The sequence below is a fragment of the Nocardia sp. NPDC004340 genome (assembly GCF_053602575.1).
In genome coordinates this window covers 132,155-152,349 of the sequence record NZ_JBSGDW010000008.1, presented here as the reverse complement: position 1 = coordinate 152,349, position 20,195 = coordinate 132,155, and the positions used below count along the sequence as shown (strand labels likewise).

Sequence of the window (20,195 nt, the reverse complement as noted above, 5' to 3'; positions counted from 1 at the left end):
CCGCCATGTCCTCGTTGTCGAACAGCGCGTCGCCCGGCCCCGTCACTGTGCAGCTCCCGTCGTCTGCGCGGCCACCGCCGGCCGTCGCACCGCCCGATACACCTGCCGCCCGTAGGTCAGCAGTTTCTGCCGCGCCGGGAACAGACCCTGCGGCCGGAAGATCATCACGACCACCAGCGTGAGACCGAAGAAGAGGTACTTGTAGTCACCGAGCGACTGCCCGCCCACGTTCACGCCCATGAACCGGTTGGGCAGGTACACGATCAGGAACGCACCGACGATCACGCCGAGCTTGTTGCCCTGCCCGCCCAGCACCACCGCGCACAGGAACAGCATCGAGTTGATGACGTTGAACCCCTGCGGATTCACGTACTGCACCTGACCCGCGTACAGCGCGCCCGACAGACCGCCGATGGCCGCGCCGATCATGAACGCCCACAGCTTGAACTTGAAGGTGGGCACGCCCATGATCTCGGCGGCGTCCTCGTCCTCCCGGATGGCGACCCACGCGCGACCCACCCGGCTGCGCTCGAGATTGCCGACCAGCATGAGCACGGCGACCACCAGGACAATGCCCAGCCAGTACCACCAGGTGCCGGAGTTGGCCCGGTCCAGCACATTCCAGGTGTGCACGTCACCGAGATTGCCGGAGGAGAAGTAGCCGCCCGGATGAGTGTCGGACTCGCCGACGTGCGGGTACTGGATGCGGGACAGGCCGAGGCTGCCGTTGGTGATCTCGGGCAGATTGTCGGCCAGCAGCCGGACGATCTCACCGAAACCGAGGGTCACGATGGCCAGGTAGTCGCCGCGCAGGCGCAGCGTCGGCGTGCCCAGGATGAGACCGGAGATCGCGGTCGCCAGGATCGCGATCGGGACGCATGCCAGCCACGCCCACTGCGGATCGAGCCAGCCCCCATTGGTCTGGTTCCACGGACTGTTCGGACTGGTCAGCAGGCCGACCGAGTACGCGCCGACCGCGTAGAAGCCGACATAGCCCAGGTCGAGCAGACCCGCCTGCCCGACAACCACATTCAGGCCGATGGCGATGAGCGCGTACATGGCGAACTGCGCCATCACCCCGCCGAAACTGGTGCCGGGCGTGTCCAGCAGCGGCAGCTTGAACAGCGGCAGCGCGGCCAGCACGATGACCGCGGGAATGCCGAACGCCCATTGCGCCGGTCGCGAGAGCCCGGCCCACCAGGTGCGGATGGCGTCGCCGACGCCCCGTCCCGCGGGTGAACTGTGCGGCGCGGGAGTCGTTTTCGTGTCGGTCATGCGCGCGCCCTCCCCAGGCTCTCCCCGAGAATGCCGGTGGGCCGGACCATGAGCACCGCGACCAGCACCACGAACGCGACCACGTCACGCCACTGATCGCCGAAGAGCACCTGGCCGTAGTCCTCGGCCAGGCCGAGCAGCAGACCGCCCAGCAGCGCGCCGCGCAGGTTGCCGATACCGCCCAGCACCGCGGCGCTGAAAGCCTTGATGCCCAAAATGAATCCGCCGTTGTAGATGATGCCGTTGGGGATCTTGAGCGTGTACAGCAGCGCGGCGGCGCCCGCGAGCACACCGCCGATGAGGAAGGTCAGCATGATGACCCGCTCCCGGGAGACGCCCATCAGCGTCGCCGTGTCGGGGTCCTGGGCCACCGCGCGAATGCTGCGGCCGAATTTGGTCCGGTTGATCAGCAATTCGGTGGTGAGCGCCAGCGCCACCGCGGCCAGCACGATCACCAGCGCGATATTGGTGACCGACGCGCCGAAGAGCTTGAACTGTTCGGTGGGCGTCACCAGCTGGATCGGCTGCTGCGCGTTGGTGCCGCCGAGCTTGTTGCCGGTGAGCTTGGGCAGGATGTAGTGCACGAATTCCTGCAGCACGAACGACATTCCGATCGCGGTGATCAGGAAGATCAGCGGTTTCGCGCCGCGTTTGCGCAGTGGCCGGTACGCGACTCGCTCCAGCGCCACCGCGGCCGCGCCGGAAACCAACATGCCGAAGACCATGGCCGCTGCGAGGTAGACCACGGTCAGTCCGACACCCTGGGAGTACGTATCACCACTCGCCGCGAATCCGAACACCATCAATCCGACCAACTGGCCGAAGGTGCCGAGCATGAATACTTCCGAATGGGCGAAATTGATCAGGCGCAACACACCGTAGACGAGTGTGTAACCGACCGCGACCAGGGCATAGATCGAGCCGTAGGTCAGTCCTTCGACGGTGAGCCGCCAGAATTGATCGGCGACCCCGGACAGATCGAACTTGATGGACCCGCTCGCGAGGAGGGTCACATCGGCCAAAGCGGGTGCAGACATTCGTTACTTTCCGCTGTCGTGGAAAACAGCGTGTGCCGAAACGAATTTCGGCACACGCTGTTCCGATTAACAGTGATCGCTACTTGACCTGATACATCCAGATCAACGCGTTGGCCAATTCACCCGTGGAACCCCACTTGTACTGACGCGCCAGACCCTGGCCGTCGTATCCACGCACGTATTCGACCAGGTCGGGGCGGGTGACCTTACCGGCCTCGATGCCCTTGAGCACGATCGTGGTCAGGTCGTAGCCCTCGGTCGAGTAGGTGCCGGGCTCGTAGTTGTTGAACGCCTTGTAGGCGGTGGCGAACTTGTCACCGGCCGGACCACACGGGCAGGAGAGCAGCGCGTCCTTGGACTTGCTGCCGGCCTGCTTGGTGAACTCGACGTCCTTGGTGCCGTCGTCGGAGATGAAGGTCGCGGTCACGCCGCCGTCACGCAGCTGGCTCACCAGCGGGGCGGCCTCGGCGTAGTAGCCCGCGTAGAAGATGCCGTCCGGCTTGGCCGACGCCATCTTGGACACGGTCGCCGAGAAGTCCTTCTGCTTCGCCTTCACGCTGGCCGCGCAGCTCGGGTCGGCAATCGGACCCAGGCCCTCGGTGACCGTCTTGGCCAGGCCGGTGCCGTAATCCGAGTCGTCCTGGATGACGCAGATCTTCTTGAACTTGCCGGTGCCCTTGAGGTATCCGGCCACCGCCGGGCCCTGGATGCCGTCATTGCCCAGACCGCGGAAGAAGTTGGTCCAGCCGTTGGTGGTGAGGGTGACATTGGTGGCCGACGGCGTCAGCGACAGCAGGTTGGCCTGGTTGAGGATCGCGCCGGTCGCCTTGGTCTCACCGGAGAAGGTGGGGCCGATCAGCGCCACGATCGACGGGTCGCTGACGATGGTCGGAATGACCTGGGTGGCCTTCTGCGGGTCGCCCTCGGTGTCGAATTCCTTGACCGAGACCTGGCAGCCGGGGTTGGCCTTGTTGTGCTGGTCCAGCGCCAGCTTCACACCGCGGATGATGTTGAGGCCGAGGTTGGCGTTGTCGCCGGTCAGCGGGCCGGCCATCGCGATGGTCTGCGGGGCGCACTTGCCCTTGCCGTCACCGGCGGGGTCGGCGGCCGCGCTGGAGTCCGTGACCGGGACCTCCTTGCCCTGCGAGTCCACCTGCACCAGGGGCGAAATGGTCAGATTCGACCCGCCTCCGCCCGAATTGTCCGTCGATTTGCTACTGCAGCCGGCACTGCCCAATGCGAGTACGGCCGCGGCCCCGACGACAAGCATCTTGACCGTGCGACTGTGCCGCAGGGTCGACGTGCGCGTCATTGAACCAAGCACGATTCACCTCATGTTCTGTGCACCCCCGGGGTGACCGAGGAGGGCCGCCCCATCGATCGGCCCGCACAGAAACATAGTCGGGCCACGTTAGGTCCGCATCACATTCGAATCATTCATGTGACATCGCAACTAAAGTGGAACGCCCTGTTGTTACCGCACTGTTAATTTCCTCAGTGCATTAGTGGCAACAACAGGGCGACGACCCGGCAAATGCGACTTACTTCGGTGCGAGGTTCTCCAGCACCACTTCCGCGACCGCCTTCATAGTGGTGCGACGATCCATGGCGGTGCGCTGAATCCACTTGAACGCCTGCGGCTCGGATAGCCCCTGGGTCTGCATGAGCACACCCTTGGCACGCTCCACCAGCTTGCGCGTCTCGAGCCGGTCGGTGAGGTTCGCGACCTCGCTCTCGAGCGCGGCGATCTCATGGAATCGCGATGCGGCCAATTCGATGGCCGGCACCAGATCCGACTTGGTGAACGGCTTCACCAGGTACGCCATCGCCCCCGCGTCGCGTGCCCGTTCGACCAGGTCGCGCTGACTGAAGGCGGTCAGGATGACCACCGGCGCAACGCGTTTCGACGCGATCTCGGCCGCCGCGTCGATGCCGTCCCGGCGCGGCATCTTCACGTCCATGATCACCAGATCCGGACGCAGCTCCACAGCGAGGTCCACGGCCTGCTGACCGTCACCCGCCTCACCCACCACGTGATAGCCCTCTTCGGAGAGCATCTCCACCAGGTCCATCCGGATGAGCGCCTCGTCCTCGGCAACCACCACCCGCTTGGGGGCGGACGCCGCAGCGTCCTTCTTCGAACCGCCCCCTGCTGTCGTTCCCATAGATGAACCCCTGTCGCTTCCGAAATCCGATACCCGATGCCACCTCGTCTTGCGCCACCCTCACAGGACCAGCACGCACCCGAGTCTCCCAAAGAGTACCGTTCACCCGGCCCTACAACCCACGTACCCAGGGCAAACCGACCAGTATCACAACGATGTAGTCGCCCGACCACCTCGATTTCTTGGTTTGCCCCACCACCCGCTATCATTTCCCTCCGGTGCGCCGAGTTGGCGGAATTGGCAGACGCGACGGTCTCAAAAACCGTTGCCCGGAAGGGCGTGTGGGTTCGATTCCCACACTCGGCACCAAGGTGGAGGGCTGTTCCGATGATCATCGGAACAGCCCTTTTGTCATCCGGCCCGCAGTTGGCCCCGCAGCGGCTTGCGCTCCGGCAACCATCCGTTCGGCGACGGCGTCGAGGTCGTCGTCGTACAGGTGGCCATACCGACCTCTCGGGCGGCCCGGTCGAACACCCACCGGAACTCCGTGGAGGTCAGATAGCCACGCCGATGGCTGGGGAACACCAGCGCGTCGGGATCGCGATCCTTCAGCAGTGGCCGCAGTTCCTCGAGAACCTGATAGGACTGCATGACCCGCGACGCCGACAAGCCACGGCCCTCGAATCTGCTGCTGCCCTTGTGCAGTAGATCCACTCTCCATTCCTGGAACGGCCCGGAACCTGATGGTTCCGGGCCGTTGTCTTTGCCGCGTACGAGGTTTGGCTCAGGCGTCCAGGACGCGGTGTTTACGGCAACGAGCGCATCCAGTCCGGATGCGCGACGAATCCCCGTGGGATGTATTCGGATTCGACGTCGATGTTCATGCCGCGGTCGTGTGCCCAGCATGTGAGGGCGAGCAGCGGGACGGAGACGAATCCGTCCGGGCCACTGCGGCGTTTGGCGGTGTCGAAATGCTTCCGGTGCCGTTTCAGGGCTTTCACCAGCTCTCTGGTGAAAGCCTTCGAGTCGTCGGCGGCCATCGCGGTGAAGACGTCGATCGTGGGCTTGAACAGCTGATCGATGATCGTTTGGGCCCCGATCTTGCTGGTGGTGTCGAGTTCCTGTGCATGCACTACGAACTGGCTCGGGTCGTCGTGCCAGGCTGCTTGGAGGAGATCGACCCACTCGTACTGAAATTCGTCGGCGACCCCGCCATCGCCAGTACCACGCAGACGCTCGACGGGGTACCGAGCGAGCATGTCACCGGCTTCGGTATCGCGGGCGATGATTGCCCACCAGAACGCGGTGAGCCAGCGCCCGACCTCCGCCGCCTGGTCCGGCCCGGTGGGCAGCTGGTAGATCTCGTCGCCGAAGCGCAGATCGACGATATCGCGCTCGCCGGTGACGAAACCATCGGTCACCCAGAACAATCCTGTCGCAGCATGTTCAGCGAGCCGAGCAGCCTCGAGAGTCGCGATCGACTCGGCGTCCGGGTCGCCGATGAGCAGAACGCCGAGCAGTGCTCGTGCCAGTGTTTCGACGAAGAACAGGTTGTCGGGTCGCTGTGGGAGCCGCGGAATGTGGTCACCGAGGTAGCCTCCATACTCGTCGGCGCGGCCTTCGAAGGACTTGGCGTCGATGGGGTGCCGTGGCACAACCTCGGTCACTCCTGGTTCACTTCCCTAGGTCGAAGGTTTTGTCGACGTACCCACCGTACTGTTCGCCGACGACTTGCCCGTTCTTCTTCAAGTCCTGGACCCGAGCCCGCACCAGAACGTACTCGATGTCGGCCGGGTCCGTCGCGAGCAACCTGCTTGCCAGGCCACGCTCGATCGGGGTTCCGTTGTTTGCCATTTCGGTGAGGATGGCACGGTAGTAGCCTCCCGAGCCCTGCTCGTAGCGCTTGGCGTCGTCACCGATGCGGGAACCGAGCCGTGCCTGGGGGCTCTTCTCCTCCACAATCAGGATCTTGGTTCGGCCGTCCTTGCCGGTGATTTCGTAGACCTTGTCGAAACTGCCGGGGCCGGCACGATGCGGATCGCTGATGAGTTTGACGTTGTAGACGCTGGACGGATAGCGGTCCTCAACGTACTGCCCGCCGGCGATGTGACCCAGTCGCTCACCCGCATCACGCTGCGCGACATACGCATTGGTCAGGGCTGTGGCGGTTTGATCGCTGACGTTGCCGGTGGCGGCTTTCTCGTTGTCGGCCTTCATGGACAGCGCCTGCACGAGTTGGATGGACATGTACCGTTTGACCACGTCTCGCATGGCGTTCATACGCAGTTGCAGGCTGGCGGGCGTCGGCTTCACGGGTCCGGGTTTGAAGGTGGCGCCGACCAGGTTCTCGTCGACGATCTCGTATTGATTCGTCGTGGAGTTCAACTGGATCTGCGGAACCGGAACACCGTTGATGTCGACCGCGTGGGCGTCCTTGCGCCGAAACTCACCCAGCGAAGGGTAGGAATTGTAATAGGCCAACTGGTAGGACGAATCCTTGATCTTCTCCGCTATCGGCAGATTGCGGAGTTCGACCTCGGTCGGCTTGGGCGGCGCGCGGGGTGCCGCCGACGCGGCCGCCGCACTGTTCGACGACGGCTGGTTTTTGCCGCTGGGCTTTGCGGACTGCGAGGGCGCAGGTGCTGCGTTGGTGGCGGCGAGCACACACGACTGTGCTTTCGCCTGGAGCGCGGCGCCTTCCGAGTCGAGCTGGTCAGCTTCTGCGTTGTAGCTGTTGACCGCGGCGGCGTTGGTGTTGTCGATGGTCGGGGCGGCGTTGTCGTGGGCGTCGGCTCGCTGTTCCCACGCTTGTTCCTCGGCGAGAACCTGCATGCAGTCGGCGGGCTCACCGGGCTGGGCAGAGGCAACGTCGGAGGGGCCCAGAGCCAGAGCGATGATGGCGGCGAACACCACCGCCAGCACTCGCGGCAGTGCCGATTCCCGCATGCGTTCGGCAGACGTCATCGGGTGTAACGCCATTTGCCACCCTCTTTGACCAGGTAGAACATTGTGGTTTCCTCAGCGAGATCCGGAAAGCGTACTGTCACATCGGCATTCGCGAGATCGCCGTCGATGAGGATGTTGCTGACGAACAACACCTTGCCCTGATCGGATCGGATACCGGCCGGCGGCAGGGTCACTTTTTCGTACCGCTGCCGCAAAGTGCCGCTGTAGAGGTCGAGCACTTTCTTCGGATCGTCGGTTTCCAGCACACCGCGCAGGACCGTCTCGATTTCAGCTTCATCGTGAGCACGCTGGGCAGCGGGATCAGTATGGCGGCCAACCATGACAAACACCCCGATCCCAATAACAGCTGCCACCACCGCGGCGGTCAGTCCGACGAACAAGAGCCGCTTGCGAGAGCCACGTGCGTGAGGCATCGGCTGCGGATCGAATCCGGTGGACGAGGCCGTCATCACTTCGTCGGATGAGTCGAGGAAGGAATGCCCAGGTCAGGGCAGTACTTCCATTGCCCGCTCTCCTTCTTGAAGCTGACCGGGCCGGTGTAGTCATCACCGTTGTCCGACTTGCCCACAGCTTCTGCGGTAGCCGAGTCGCCGGTGATCTCAACCTTGTCGAGCTTGCTCAGTTTGCCCTTCGGGCGGGTAGTCGATGCGTTGGCCATCATCTCGGCCGGAACCGACTTGATCAGATCACTGAACTGGGTGCAGAACTTGTCCGCGACATCACTCGGACTCTTGGCGCTCATCACCGCGCGCAGATTCGACTCCATCTGCGCCTGCTCGGGATTCGCCGAGGTAGTGCCGCTGCTATCACCGTTACCGCAGCCCGCGATCACTCCGGCAACCACAACCGCTCCGACCAGCGCTCCGAGCGTGCGCAGGCTACGCGGGCACGGTTGTACGACAAGCAAATTCATGACGATTCTCCCCACTGAAGTCCCCTCTTCCGGCTCAGGATGCTAGAGGACTTCCTTCGAATTTGCGATCTCGGACAAGGCAATTCCCTGCAGCGTCGGCGTGACGTTCAGCACACGCGAATCGGGGCGCCAACAGATCCCGTCGGCGACAACAAGTCTCGCCCTGGGACAGGGGGGTATGATCAATACCCTTGCCTGCCTGGGTGATTCATCCCGTGCACGCGATGTCACGGAGGTACGCGCCCTATCTCAAGAAGGTCGGGATGGGGTCACCCGTTCATTTCCCTCGCACTTCGCGGAGTCGCCGACGACTGCGCGATCCGGCCGCGGCAGGGTGGTCGCGCGGATCGGGGCGAACAGCACGCGGACGGCGCGCACGAATTCCCTTCGGGTGCAGCCCAGTTGGCGCAGGGCACGGCCGTGATCGAGCAGCACCACCGCGATCGCGGCGTGCAGGATGCCCCACCAGGCCGCGCGGACCAGGGGACGCAACACGGGCGATGTGGACGCGAAGGCGAGACGCAGGCGGTGCGCGTGGAAGGGAATGTGGCGCTGCTCGTCGGCCAGGATGAGGGCGGCGGTGCGGGTGGCGAGCGGGTCGCGGGCGCCGTCGCGCAGGGCCCGGTAATAGGGGACGGCGATGACCTCGGCGACCGAGAGCACCATGAGTTCCAGCCGCAAGCCCAGCCCCCGGCGCAGTACGACGAAGATCGCGTCGGTCCAATGCCGCGAGATCGGCCGCTCCCCCGCCGCCTGTAGGAGGTTCAGCAGCAGCCGCGCGTGATTGCTCTCCTCGGCGACGAACAGCCGAACCGCCGCAGCGTAAACCGGATCCCCCGCGGCCTCGGCCTTGGCGATGAGATGAGCCCCGTCCCCCGACTCCCCCACCTGAAAACGCTGGATACTGCGTACCAGCACCGGATCCAGAGTCGCGCCACCGGACCAGTCCGGGTCGCCGGTCCGGTCCCGGGCCCGGGCCTTGGCCTCGAATTCCGTAGTCCACCGGGTGAATTCATCCGAGTCGCGCATGCGAACCCTCCGTTCTCGAATGTCTGGGCCGTTCGCACACCGACTGTAGGACGACGATGTGCGGACCCGGCGGACACAGTGTGGAGATTCCGTGCCGTCCCGTCCGAGCCGATTCCACGAGTTGCCGTGCCCCGGAACGCCCCTAGACTGCCTTGCAAGATCATCACAAGCATGGGGGTGGAGTTGTGTTCCTGGTTCGGGCATGGCGGCTATTGGTGGCGTTCGCGGCGATCTTCGCAGCGGGCGCCGTCGGAGAGGCGACGGCGATGTGGCTCGGCATCTCCGCGCTCCTCGCAATCCTGATCGGCGGAATAGTGGTCGAGAATCGAGTCATTCGCCGCCGGCTCGGGTAACCGCTGCCGTATCACTGATAATCGCGTCGATGGTGGAATGGGTTGGTTTCCAGCCCATTTCGGCAATGGCTTTGGAAGGGTCCATCACCAGGGTGGGCGGTTCCGGCACCGGGGGCCGGTGATCGAGTGCGACCGGGCGACCGGTGACCCTCTCCACCGTGGCGACGACGTCGAGAATGCTGGTACCGCGACCGCTCCCGATGTTGTAGCGGGTGACCGTGCCGGGGTTCGGCAGGTGGTCGAGGCCGGCCGTGAAAGCCCGAGCGGCATCGTCGATGCGCAGGTAGTCGCGGGTAGCGGTGCCGTCACCATTCACCGCCAGGGGTGAATTCCCCAGTGCCGCAGCCAGAGCACGCGGGATCAGACGGGTGGGATCGGGGTCGGCGCCGCCGGCGAGGTTGGACAGCCGGAGGATCACCGCCGCCACATCGCCGGACTGGGCCGCGGCTTCGATAGTCAGTTCAGCGGCCAGCTTGCTGCGGGCATAGGGGTGCGGTGGGGCGTCCGGGAGATCTTCGGTCATCGGCTGACGGTCCGGGGTCCCATAGATCGTGGCGGTCGACGCGAAGATGATTCTCGCGAGGTCGGCGGCCGCCATGGCCTCCAATAGTGCGAGCGTCGCGGTGGTGTTGGCGCGGAAGTAGCGCAGCGGCTCGGACAGGGACTCGCGGGCTCGGGTCAGGCCGGCGAGGTGGCAGACCACGTCGATGCCGTGCAGGGCGCGGGCGAGTGCGGGCTCGTCGAGGAGGTCGGCGGTGCGGAGTTCGGCGGCACCGGGGATGGGTGGGCAGGCGGCGCGGATCATGGCGACGGGTTCGTGGCCCGCGGCGCGGAGGGCCGCTACGACGGCGCGGCCGAGGTATCCATTGGCTCCGGTGACCAGTACTCGCACCCGCTCATCATGGCATCGCGCACTGCGGGCACTCGGCCGGTCGGAGTTTGCCGCGCGGCGCGAGACGCCCTGCGTGGCAGACCGCTCGCCACCGCCATCGCCGGGCTCGCCCGGCTCGACGCCCACATCGTCGTCGCCGCGGGCCGCCTGACCCCGAGCGAGCTCGGCCCACTGCCCAGCTATGTCAGCGTCCACGGCTGGGTCCCCCAGACCCGGCTGCTGCCGCACGCGGCCGTCGTCGTCCACCACGGCGGGTGCGGCCATCCAGCTCCGGGCGGGCGACATCGATCCGGGCGCCGTCGCCGACCGGGCCGCACGACTGCTGTCCCGCCGTGGCAACGAGCATCGCGACGCGGCCGCCGCGATCGCCGCCGAAATCGCCACCATGCCGGATCCGGAAGCGGTGGTCGGCGCACTGCGCGCCCACGTCACCGGCCGGTGACGGTGATCTTGCGCGAAGCGCTGCCCGGCGGCTCGGCGTCGCGCATGATCGGGGGCAAGTTCCCAGCGCAGTATGGAGGCCGTATGCGAATCCCGAAGACCTCGATGGCGAGAGGCGGGTGGGGCCTCGCCGTGGGCGTGATGATCGCGGGGCTCATCGGGGGATGCGGATCGGAGACGGACGGGCACGCGATGCCCGAGACGACACAGACGGGGACGACGAGCGTGCGACAGAATTCCACGACCACGAATTCCGCGAAGGACACCACGAAAGCCTCGGGCGGATTACCCGCGGCGGCGAATGGGACCGATCTGGGAGCCTGTTCGAAAGGTAATTGCGAAATTCGAGTCGACGGGCCCACGACCATTCCGGTCCCCGGATATTCGCGGATCGGCGGCAGTGTGCGGATCGGGGAGATCAGCGCGCTGTCGACCACGGCGTCCACCACGGTGTTCGGGCTGCCGGTGAGTGGATCCACCGGGGTCGGCGGGACCATTTTCCTGAATGGCCTGACCGTGAAGATAGTTGCTGTCCAGGGCAGCTCGGCCGTGTTGCGGTTGAGTACGTCGTAGACTCGATTCACAGGACCGCGTTTCGAACCGCGGGCACGGGAGCCACGTAGACCCGCACAGAGCAGTCAACCGTGCGGAGGTCACGAATGCCGGTGAAGAGAATGACCGCCGACCTGGCCGACTATCCGGACCTGGTCGTCATCCTGCTCGGCATGCGCGTGCGCAGGCCGCGCGGGATGCTGCGGCTGCTGGGCCTGGGGCCACGGTTGTACAAATCGCATCACGATCGGCCCGACGGGCTGCTGTCCCACGAGGACGTGGTGTGGTCGCTGTTCCCGCCGCACTGGGGCGCGCGACAGTACTGGCGGGACCTGGAGAGCCTGGAACGGTGGACGCGGTCGGAACCGCATCGGGACTGGTGGCAGCGGTTCCTGCGGGACTCCGGCGGGACCGGCTTCTGGCACGAGGCCTATTTCGCCGGGGGCGGAATAGATTCCGTGTACGACGACATGTCCGCGAACACCGGACTGGCGCGATTCGCGCCGATCGTCCCGGCCCGCGGGCGGCTGTTCTCCACGCGCGGGCGCACACGCGGCGCCGCATCCGAAATCGCGCCCGCGGTAACGGAATCCGCGTTGTACGGCACGACCGACGAATAATCGTCGAGCTATTGATTCGGCGTGTGTGAAAAGGCATGATCGTCCGCGATGCCGTTGGCCCGCCGGACACTCCGGTAAACGCCCGCCGACAACAGGTGAGCGACATCCGGCCACCGCATGAACAATGCGGTTGAAACGTGTGATTCGGTCACGGAACTGTTTCGAATCGACAACGGCGGGCATAGGTTGTCCGCATGCACGTCCTGTTCGTCTGCAGCGGAAATGTTTGCCGATCCGTCATCGCCGAACGCCTCACCTTGGCGGTGGCCGCCGACCACGGACTACAAGAGCTCACCGCCGAGAGCGCCGGCGTGCGCGCCCTGGTGGGCTTCCCCGTGGAACCCCTGGCCGCACAGACGATTACCGGCCTCGGCGGTGACGCCTCCAACTTCAAGGCCCGGCGGCTCAAGGCCGAGATGGTGCACCGCGCCGACCTGGTGCTCACCATGACCGAGAAGATCCGCGACCAGGTCCGTGAACTCGTGCCCGCCGCGCTCCCCCGGACCTTCACCCTGCTCGAGGCGTACCGGATCGCGAAGGTCAGCGGTGCGCGCACCGTGGTCGGCCTGCACGCCGCGCGCGACGACCTGGCCTACGTCGGCCGCGAGAACATCTCCGACCCGGTCGGCCTGTCCCCGCAACAGTATTGCGATGTCGGCGACAAGATCGCCGAGGCGCTGGTGCCGCTGCTGCTGGCGATGCACGCGCATCAGCATCCGCAGGCCACGCTGCGTCCGCGCAGCGCCCCCGACGGGCAGCCGCCGCTGCTGGTGATAGACGGCGGACGCGGCGAATCTCCCCGAACGGCAGCGCAATCACCGCGACCGGCCGCGCAATCGCCCCATCCGGCACCGCGCCCGGCCCGCCGCGCGGCGGAATCCGCCGGATAGCAGGCGAACCCGGCAAACCGGCCGGTCGGAGTCCGCGTGTCAATACACCTTGCTGCCGCGATGGTCCGGTAAGGGATTACACTCTCGCGCGGAACACTTATCCGTTCCGCCGAACGCCACTGCCGGTGGTTCGACACAAGAACAGGACCAAGGACATGCCGAAGCGCATTTCGGATGTTTCGCTCCATGTTTACGTGACACCCCACACCCTGCGCCGCGTCACCGAGACGGTGTGCCGGGTGGTCGACGAATACGTCGCCGATCGAGACATCTTCGCGTGGCGCTTCACCCTCCCGGTGGAGTGCGACGATCCCGCCCACACGGTGCTCGAAACCCAATGGCGGCTGGATCATCCCGCCGCCGAGCCGGGCGAGCGCCGCACCTACGAGATCGCGCTCAGCCTCGTCGGGGAAGCCCGCCAGCTCACCAAGGCGGGTATCGCCAAACTGGAGCAGCGGCTACTGCTCGAGCTCTCCGCGGGCGAGCCGATCCCCTACATCGTGCACGCCCTGCAGCGCGAGAACTTCGACCTCGAAGAGAACCGGGAACTGATCTAGCCCCGGACGTGACAACGGGCCGCACCCCGAGGGGTACGGCCCGCCGTCGCGTGTCTCAGCGGCGTGCCGGGAAGTGGCGGATCACGCCTTCCTGGACCGTCGTCGCCAGCAGGTCGCCGTTCGTGGCGTAGAAGTGCCCGCGAGCCAGGCCGCGCGAGCCCGCCGCCACCGGGGACTCGGTCGCGTACAGCGACCAGTCGTCGAAGCGGAAGGGCCGGTGGAACCAGATGGAGTGGTTCACCGTCGCCGCGATGATGCGGTCCCAGCCCCACGACAGCCCGTGCGTGGTGATGATCGAGTCCAGCACCGTGGTGTCGGACGAATACGCCAGCGCCGCAACGTGAATCAGCGGATCGTCGGGCAGCGCGCCGTCGGTGCGCATCCAGACCCGGTTGTGGGCGAGGCTCTCGCCCTTGCCCTTGAGGATCCAGGCCGGGTCGTTGGTGTACCGCATCTCGATGGGATGCGGTGCGTCCACGAACATCTGGAGCTTGTCCTCCATGCCCGCGAACGACTCCTCCACGCGCGGAAGACCTTCCGGCCCCGGCACGTCGGGCAGGGGCGTGCCGTGCTCGAGCCCCTTACCCCAGTCCTGGAAGGCCGCGAGCATGACGAACAGCTCCTGCCCGTCCTGGTACGCGGTCACCGTGCGGTTGGCGATGGAGCGGCCGTCGCGATGCCGATCGACGTGGTATTCGATCGGCTGCTTCGGGTCGCCGCCGCGCACGAAGTGCGCGTTCACCGCGTGGATGGGCCGTTCCGGTCCCACGGTCCGGCCCGCTGCGATGATCGCCTGCGCGACCAGCTGGCCGCCGAACGTGCGGCTCCACACCTTCTCGGGGTGATGTCCGAGGAAGATGTCGGGGCCGTTCTCCTCGAGATCGAGCAGACGCAGCAGCACCCGCAGATCATCCGATAGCCCGGCCCCCTCGGGGTCCGCGACGACGTCCGCAGACGTCTCGTCCAGCGACGCACTCAAATTAGTGGTCCTCCTCGCCGATGCGATGCACGTGGATCAGGTTGGTGGACCCGACAGTACCCGGCGGGGAGCCCGCCACGATGACCACGAGATCACCCTTGCTGTACCGCCCGATCGACAGCAGCGCGTTGTCGACCTGGTGGATCATCTCGTCGGTCGTGCCCACCGGAGGAACGATGAACGTTTCCACGCCCCACGTCAAGGCCAGCTGACTGCGAATCGCGGACTGCGGGGTGAAGGCCAGCAGCGGCAGCGGGGTGTGCAGGCGAGCCAGGCGGCGCACCGTGTCACCGGACTGCGTGAACGCCACCAGCGCTTTGGCATTGAGGCGCTCGCCGATGTCGCGGGCGGCGTAGGAGATGACACCGCGCTTGGTCCGCGGCACGTGGGTCAGCGGCGGCACCCGGGTCGAGGACTCGGACTCCACCGCGTGCACGATGCGGGCCATGGTGCGCACGGCCTCGATCGGGTAGTCGCCGACCGAGGTCTCGCCGGAGAGCATGACCGCGTCCGCGCCGTCGAGCACGGCGTTGGCCACGTCGGAGGCCTCGGCGCGGGTCGGGCGCGAGTTGGTGATCATGGATTCCAGCATCTGGGTGGCCACAATGACCGGCTTGGCGTTCTCGCGCGCCATCTGCACGGCACGCTTCTGCACCAGCGGCACCTGCTCGAGCGGCAGCTCGACGCCGAGGTCGCCGCGGGCGACCATGATGGCGTCGAAGGCCAGCACGATGGCCTCCAGATTGTCGATGGCTTCGGGCTTTTCGAGCTTGCCGATGACCGGCACGCGGCGGCCCACGCGGTCCATGATGTCGTGCACCAGCTCCACATCGGAGGGCGAGCGCACGAAGGACAGCGCGATGAAGTCCACGCCCAGCTTCAGGGCGAATTCCAGGTCGTCGATGTCCTTTTCGGACAGCGCGGGCACGGACACGTCCATGCCGGGCAGCGAGACGCCCTTGTTGTTGGAGACGGGGCCGCCTTCGGTGACCTTGCAGATGACATCGTTGTCATCGACGCTCAGCACGGTCAGCCCGACCTTGCCGTCGTCCACGAGCAGTCGGTCACCGGGCTTGGCGTCCTTGGCCAGGTGCTTGTAGGTGGTGGAGACCCGGTCGTGAGTGCCGATGATGTCGTCGACGGTGATCCGGACTTCCTCGCCGGTGTTCCACACCGTTTTGCCGTCGCCCTCGAACCGGCCCAGCCGGATCTTGGGGCCCTGCAGGTCGGCGAGGATGCCGACCGCGCGACCGGCGGTATCGCTGGCCGCACGCACCTTCTTGTAGTTCTCGGCATGATCGGAGTGCTCGCCGTGGCTGAAGTTCAGGCGCGCAACGTCCATGCCACTTTCGACGAGCTCACGAATCCGGTCCTCGGATGACACTGCGGGTCCGAGGGTGCACACAATCTTCGTTCGTCGCATCACGCGTTCAACCCTAGACCTGTGGTAAGGCTCATGCCGACCCCGGCACACACATATACGGTTCTTGTAAGCACCCGTTCAGCTATCGGCAGGTCACCGAGCGACGTGCCTGGCCAGACGGGTCTCCAAGAAGGTTTGGAAGAATCCCAGGATGAGGCAGACAACCCAGTAATAGATGGCGGCCACGCCGTAGAGGGCGAAAAAATCGAAGGTGGGCGCGGCGGCCATCTGCGCGGTGCGCAGCAACTCGGTGACCAGGATGGTCGACGCCAGCGAGGTGTCCTTCACCAGTGAGATCAGCGTGTTGGACAGCGGGGGCACCGCGATGCGGGAGGCCTGGGGCAGGACCACCAGCCGCAGCGCCTGGGCGTAGCTCATGCCGACCGAGTACGACGCCTCCCACTGTCCCTGGGCGACCGAAAGGATCGCGGCGCGAATGATTTCCGCCGCGTACCCGCCGACATTGAGGCTGAACGCGATGATCGCCGCCGGGAACGGCTCCAGCACGATGTCGAACGCCGGCAGGCCGAAGAAGATGATGAACAGCTGCACCAGCAGCGGCGTGCCGCGAATGATCGAGATGTAGACGCGTGCGGCCGCCGACAGCGGCCACACGCTCGACATCCGCGCCAGCGCCACGAACAGCGCGATCACCAGTCCGATCAGGAAACTGACGGCGGTCAGCGGCAGCGTCTTGTTCACCGTGGCCTCGAGCATGGGCCACAGGTTGTGCCGGATCAGCGCCCAGGTGGCGTCGTCCATGTCGAAATGCCCCGCGCCGCTTACTTGCTGACGTCGGTGCCGAAGTACTTCTCGGAGATCTTGGCCAGGGTGCCGTCGGCGCGCAGCTCGTCGAGGGCCTTGTTCACCTGATCGGTGAGGGCCTGGGAGTCCTTGCGGGCGGCGAAGGCCTGCTTGGAGGTCTCACCGGTCTTCCCGGCGACCTGCACGATGCCCGCGCCCTGCTGCTTGGCATAGGCGTTCACCGCGAGGGTGTCGTTGACGGTGGCGTCGGCGCGACCGGTCTTGAGCAGCTGCACCGCCTCGACGAAGCCGGGGATGGCCTCGACCTTGCAGCCCGCGCCGCGCGCGACCTCGGCCCAGTTGCTGGTCTCGGACTGGGCACAGGTCTTGCCGGACAGGTCGGTGAGGGCGTGGATGCCGCCGTTGCCGGTCTTGGTGACGATGACGCCCTCGGAGACCGTGTAGGGCTGCGACAGCGAATACTTCTGCTCGCGTTCGGGTTTGACGGTCACCTGGTTGGCGACGAGGTCCACGCGCTTGGATTCCAGGGCGGCGAACAGCGAGTCCCAGGGCGCGGTGGTGAACTCGACCTTCTTGCCGAGCTTGTCGCCGACGGCCTTGATCACGTCGACGTCGTAGCCGGTGAGGCTGCCGTTGTCCTGGTAGGTGAAGGGAGAGTAGTTGCCCTCGGTGCCCACCTTCAGGGTGTTCGCGTCGTCCTTGCTCGAGCTGCAGGCGACGAGCCCGGCTGCGGCGACGACGGCGAGCAGGGTGGCGGCTAGCTTGTGGCGCACGACGGGGACCTCTCCTCGGGCGTGTGGAGTGAACACGCGATAAACAACCGACAAAGGGTACGCCGCGGACCGACCGGGCGGCACGGCAACCATCACGATGCGCGAAAACCTGGATCCGGCTCCGGCCCGATGATATGCGCGAAACGGCCGCCACCCGGTCGAGTGACGGCCGCCGACATGCGGAGTGTCGCGCTCGGTCGCGCAGCGGTGGCGCTCAGTCGCGCAGCGGACGCCCCTGGAGATCGGGCACCTTGCCGGTGAGGATCAGGATGCCGTCGATCAGCGCCCAGATACCGCAACCGCCACAGGTGACCAGCTGCAGCACACCGATCGTGGTGTAGCCCAGGTAGAAACGGCCGATCCCGAAACCGCCGGCGAGCAGCTGCAGCAGACCCGCGGTCAGCTTGCTCTTGTCCGACAACGGAACTCCGAACGGATCCCGGCCGAACGGGGCCTCCGGGTCCCCGCCGTAGGGACCGTACGGGCCGGGCGCGGCGAACTGCTGCGGCTGGCCGTAGGGCTGGCCCGGCTGCGCGAACTGCTGGGGCTGGCCGAACTGGTCGCCCGGCTGGCCGAACTGCTGGCCGGGCGCGGCGAACTGCTGGGGATCCGGATAGGGCTGCTGGCCGTAGGGCTGTCCGTACTGCGGGCCCGTGCCGGGCGCGCCGTACTGCGGGCCGTCCTGCGGCGGCTGTTTCTGGAAGGGATCGGTCACGCAGGAATTATCGCGTGCCGTCGCGGATTCGTTGCCGGGCGAAGCGAATCGACCGCTACATGGCGCTGAGTGTGCGCGCGTAGTTCACCTGGTGCATGACCATCGGGAAGGTGGATTCGTTCCGCACCGCGATCATCGCCGAGTGGAACCGGCCCGCGCTGTTCACGGTGACCTGCACGTATCCGGCGACCACCTTCTGCTTGATGAGCAGGAACAGCAACCCGAGGAAACAGAAGGGCAGGAACAGGATCGCCAGCACGATGGCGTACGGCGGGGTCCGCTCCGAGGACTGCGACATATCGGTCGCGGTCCAGATCGCCCCGCGCAGCGGGAAACTGCCCGACGGGGTGGTGATCAGACCCTCCGAGACCGCGATATCGCCGATCGCGATCAGGAACCCGGGTTGCTGCGGCACGGCCGCGGGCATCGGAGCCGGGAGGCCGTACTGCTGCCCCGCCGGTCCGGTTCCCGGTGGACCGTACTGTGGCCCACCGAAACCGGGTTGCTGCTGATACGGACCGGTCACTCGCCCCTCCTGGCATGCGTACGGATCCTCCCGCCGACCCGTTCCCCCTACGGCCGCACCGGCGGCCGTCGATGCCCGATTGTCTCCCGAATCACCGCGCCGCGCTACGGGATTCGCGCGATTCCATGATCAGGAATCGCTCTTGCTGTCCGCCTTGTCCGCGGTGTCGGACTTCTTGGCGACCTCGACCTTCTCCGGCTCCGCGGCGGTTTTCGCCTTGTCCGCGGGCTCCGCGTCATCGGCAGGCACCGGCTTGTCGGCGGATTCGGATTCGGCCTTGTCGGTGGATTCGCCGGCGCCGGACTTCTCGTCGGCGGACTCGTTCGCCGCGGCACTCGCGCTCGGAATCGCGGGTTCGGTCGCGACGGCCGCCCCGTAGGCGCGCAGTGCGCCGAACTGCCACGGCCAGGGGCGTTCCGCGCCCGCCCGCACCTGCGCGGGAGTCTCCCGGCCCTTGGTGGCGAGCAGGAAATAGGCCACGGCGCAGACGAAGACGATCGCCGAGGTGAACGTGTTCACGCGCAGGCCCGCGATGTGGGTGGCCTCGTCGTCGCGCAGCAGTTCCACGAAGAACCGGCCGAAGCAGTAGATGGCCACGTACAGGGCGAACAGACGGCCGTGGCCGATGCGGAACTTGCGGTCCACGTACAGCAGGATCGCGACGCCCAGCAGGTTCCACAGCAGCTCGTAGAGGAAGGTCGGCTGCACGACGTGCACCACCACGCCATTGGAGACGCCGTTCATCGGATCGGAGCCGCCATTGGCGTCGAAGCGGTCGAAGATCTCCAGACCCCACGGCAGCGTGGTCTCGCGGCCGAAGAGCTCCTGGTTGAAGTAGTTGCCCAGACGTCCGATGGCCTGCGCCAGCAGCACGCCCGGCGCGATGGCGTCACCGAAGGCGGGCAAGGGGATTCGATAGTGGCGGCAGCCGATCCAGGCGCCGAACGCGCCCAGCAGCACCGCGCCCCAGATGCCGAGCCCGCCCTGCCAGATGGCCCACCAGTGGGCGTCGGCCTTGCGATGCGGGCCGAAGTACTTCTCCCAGTCGGTGGCCACATGGTAGAGCCGCCCGCCGATCAGGCCCAGCGGCACCGCGAACATGGCGATGTCGAGCACCGCGCCGGACTCGCCGCCGCGGGCCACCCACCGCTTCTCGCCCAGCCAGATGGCCGCGACGATGCCGATGATGATGCAGATCGCGTAGGCGCGCAGCGGGAACGGCCCGAGGTACCACACGCCGCGAGGCGGACTGGGAATATAGGCCAGGACATCGGCGCCGGTGCTCTCGGCAAGGGCTCGTATCGTCACGAGTCCCCACCGTAGCAGTGTTCGAGCGACCCCTCCGTACGGCCACGGGCAGGTTCACGGCCAAAAAGAAAGGTG

The 20,195-nt window shown here is 66.2% G+C and carries 23 protein-coding genes, 1 tRNA gene and 1 pseudogene; 7 read left to right on the top strand and 18 right to left on the bottom strand.

Annotation, left to right across the window (positions count from 1 at the left end):
- Positions 1-42 precede the first annotated feature (42 nt).
- The 4 genes from ACWEOI_RS27830 to ACWEOI_RS27815 form a co-directional block, all read right to left on the bottom strand.
- Positions 43-1,275: an ABC transporter permease subunit gene (locus ACWEOI_RS27830; RefSeq protein ID WP_433666691.1), complete on the bottom strand. Its 1,233-nt coding sequence runs from the start codon at positions 1,273-1,275 to the stop codon at positions 43-45.
- On the bottom strand, positions 1,272-2,312 hold the full coding sequence (locus ACWEOI_RS27825) for an ABC transporter permease subunit (protein WP_433666692.1): 1,041 nt from the start codon (positions 2,310-2,312) through the stop codon (positions 1,272-1,274). Before ACWEOI_RS27825 ends, ACWEOI_RS27830 begins: the two co-directional genes overlap by 4 nt.
- 79 nt (positions 2,313-2,391) lie before the next feature.
- Complete coding sequence (locus tag ACWEOI_RS27820; RefSeq protein ID WP_433666693.1) at positions 2,392-3,624, bottom strand: ABC transporter substrate-binding protein; 1,233 nt, start codon at positions 3,622-3,624, stop codon at positions 2,392-2,394.
- A 229-nt stretch (positions 3,625-3,853) separates the two neighbouring features.
- A complete protein-coding gene (locus ACWEOI_RS27815; RefSeq protein ID WP_357097904.1) occupies positions 3,854-4,477 on the bottom strand; it encodes an ANTAR domain-containing response regulator in 624 nt (207 codons plus the stop codon).
- 222 nt (positions 4,478-4,699) lie between these two features.
- Between ACWEOI_RS27815 and ACWEOI_RS27810 the strand changes: the two genes are divergently transcribed.
- A tRNA-Leu gene (locus ACWEOI_RS27810) sits at positions 4,700-4,786 on the top strand.
- 42 nt (positions 4,787-4,828) lie between these two features.
- On the opposite strand, the gene ACWEOI_RS27805 is transcribed toward ACWEOI_RS27810, so the two are convergent.
- The 7 genes from ACWEOI_RS27805 to ACWEOI_RS27775 form a co-directional block, all read right to left on the bottom strand.
- Entirely contained in the window at positions 4,829-5,131 is a 303-nt protein-coding gene (locus tag ACWEOI_RS27805) for a hypothetical protein (RefSeq protein WP_452361495.1), read from the bottom strand.
- A 92-nt stretch (positions 5,132-5,223) separates the two neighbouring features.
- A complete protein-coding gene (locus tag ACWEOI_RS27800) occupies positions 5,224-6,084 on the bottom strand; it encodes an immunity 49 family protein (RefSeq protein ID WP_452361494.1) in 861 nt (286 codons plus the stop codon).
- A 7-nt stretch (positions 6,085-6,091) separates the two neighbouring features.
- Positions 6,092-7,381, bottom strand: a complete 1,290-nt coding sequence (locus ACWEOI_RS27795; RefSeq protein WP_452361493.1) for a hypothetical protein — start codon at positions 7,379-7,381, stop codon at positions 6,092-6,094.
- On the bottom strand, positions 7,378-7,833 hold the full coding sequence (locus ACWEOI_RS27790; protein ID WP_452361492.1) for a hypothetical protein: 456 nt from the start codon (positions 7,831-7,833) through the stop codon (positions 7,378-7,380). The genes ACWEOI_RS27795 and ACWEOI_RS27790 overlap by 4 nt, the downstream gene beginning before the upstream one ends.
- Positions 7,833-8,297: a hypothetical protein gene (locus tag ACWEOI_RS27785; RefSeq protein WP_452361491.1), complete on the bottom strand. Its 465-nt coding sequence runs from the start codon at positions 8,295-8,297 to the stop codon at positions 7,833-7,835. Before ACWEOI_RS27785 ends, ACWEOI_RS27790 begins: the two co-directional genes overlap by 1 nt.
- A 249-nt stretch (positions 8,298-8,546) precedes the next feature.
- Complete coding sequence (locus tag ACWEOI_RS27780) at positions 8,547-9,326, bottom strand: ferritin-like domain-containing protein (protein ID WP_452361490.1); 780 nt, start codon at positions 9,324-9,326, stop codon at positions 8,547-8,549.
- Positions 9,327-9,656: 330 nt separating this feature from the next.
- Positions 9,657-10,697 carry an NAD-dependent epimerase/dehydratase family protein gene (locus ACWEOI_RS27775; RefSeq protein ID WP_452361489.1) on the bottom strand — a complete coding sequence of 347 codons (1,041 nt, stop codon included), beginning with the start codon at positions 10,695-10,697 and terminating at the stop codon, positions 9,657-9,659.
- Between ACWEOI_RS27775 and ACWEOI_RS27770 the strand changes: the two are divergent.
- From ACWEOI_RS27770 to ACWEOI_RS27745, 6 genes and pseudogenes are all read left to right on the top strand, one after another.
- A pseudogene (locus ACWEOI_RS27770) lies at positions 10,641-10,775 on the top strand (hypothetical protein); the annotation flags it as partial. The gene ACWEOI_RS27775 and the pseudogene ACWEOI_RS27770 sit on opposite strands and share 57 nt — an antisense overlap.
- Complete coding sequence (locus tag ACWEOI_RS27765) at positions 10,753-11,013, top strand: hypothetical protein (protein ID WP_452361554.1); 261 nt, start codon at positions 10,753-10,755, stop codon at positions 11,011-11,013. The pseudogene ACWEOI_RS27770 and the gene ACWEOI_RS27765, both read left to right, overlap by 23 nt.
- Positions 11,010-11,585: a hypothetical protein gene (locus ACWEOI_RS27760; protein ID WP_452361553.1), complete on the top strand. Its 576-nt coding sequence runs from the start codon at positions 11,010-11,012 to the stop codon at positions 11,583-11,585. The genes ACWEOI_RS27765 and ACWEOI_RS27760 overlap by 4 nt, the downstream gene beginning before the upstream one ends.
- 86 nt (positions 11,586-11,671) lie before the next feature.
- Complete coding sequence (locus ACWEOI_RS27755) at positions 11,672-12,184, top strand: monooxygenase family protein (RefSeq protein ID WP_452361488.1); 513 nt, start codon at positions 11,672-11,674, stop codon at positions 12,182-12,184.
- Positions 12,185-12,378: 194 nt separating this feature from the next.
- Positions 12,379-13,074: an arsenate reductase/protein-tyrosine-phosphatase family protein gene (locus tag ACWEOI_RS27750; RefSeq protein WP_433666698.1), complete on the top strand. Its 696-nt coding sequence runs from the start codon at positions 12,379-12,381 to the stop codon at positions 13,072-13,074.
- Positions 13,075-13,229: 155 nt separating this feature from the next.
- Positions 13,230-13,631 (top strand): hypothetical protein, encoded by a 402-nt coding sequence (locus tag ACWEOI_RS27745; protein ID WP_357099926.1) that lies wholly within the window; start codon positions 13,230-13,232, stop codon positions 13,629-13,631.
- A gap of 55 nt (positions 13,632-13,686) precedes the next feature.
- Here the strand turns inward: ACWEOI_RS27745 and ACWEOI_RS27740 are convergent, their stop codons facing one another.
- The 7 genes from ACWEOI_RS27740 to lgt form a co-directional block, all read right to left on the bottom strand.
- Positions 13,687-14,598 carry an acyl-CoA thioesterase domain-containing protein gene (locus ACWEOI_RS27740; RefSeq protein WP_433673415.1) on the bottom strand — a complete coding sequence of 304 codons (912 nt, stop codon included), beginning with the start codon at positions 14,596-14,598 and terminating at the stop codon, positions 13,687-13,689.
- 13 nt (positions 14,599-14,611) lie between these two features.
- On the bottom strand, positions 14,612-16,036 hold the full coding sequence (pyk, locus tag ACWEOI_RS27735; protein ID WP_433666699.1) for a pyruvate kinase: 1,425 nt from the start codon (positions 16,034-16,036) through the stop codon (positions 14,612-14,614).
- 90 nt (positions 16,037-16,126) lie between these two features.
- Positions 16,127-16,795 (bottom strand): ABC transporter permease subunit, encoded by a 669-nt coding sequence (locus ACWEOI_RS27730; protein WP_433666700.1) that lies wholly within the window; start codon positions 16,793-16,795, stop codon positions 16,127-16,129.
- Between the two features lie 20 nt (positions 16,796-16,815).
- On the bottom strand, positions 16,816-17,571 hold the full coding sequence (locus ACWEOI_RS27725; protein ID WP_433666701.1) for a transporter substrate-binding domain-containing protein: 756 nt from the start codon (positions 17,569-17,571) through the stop codon (positions 16,816-16,818).
- A gap of 214 nt (positions 17,572-17,785) precedes the next feature.
- On the bottom strand, positions 17,786-18,286 hold the full coding sequence (locus ACWEOI_RS27720) for a TM2 domain-containing protein (RefSeq protein ID WP_357285843.1): 501 nt from the start codon (positions 18,284-18,286) through the stop codon (positions 17,786-17,788).
- Positions 18,287-18,341: 55 nt separating this feature from the next.
- Positions 18,342-18,812 carry a hypothetical protein gene (locus ACWEOI_RS27715; RefSeq protein WP_433666702.1) on the bottom strand — a complete coding sequence of 157 codons (471 nt, stop codon included), beginning with the start codon at positions 18,810-18,812 and terminating at the stop codon, positions 18,342-18,344.
- 129 nt (positions 18,813-18,941) lie between these two features.
- Positions 18,942-20,120 (bottom strand): prolipoprotein diacylglyceryl transferase, encoded by a 1,179-nt coding sequence (lgt, locus tag ACWEOI_RS27710; protein ID WP_452361487.1) that lies wholly within the window; start codon positions 20,118-20,120, stop codon positions 18,942-18,944.
- Positions 20,121-20,195: the final 75 nt, after the last annotated feature.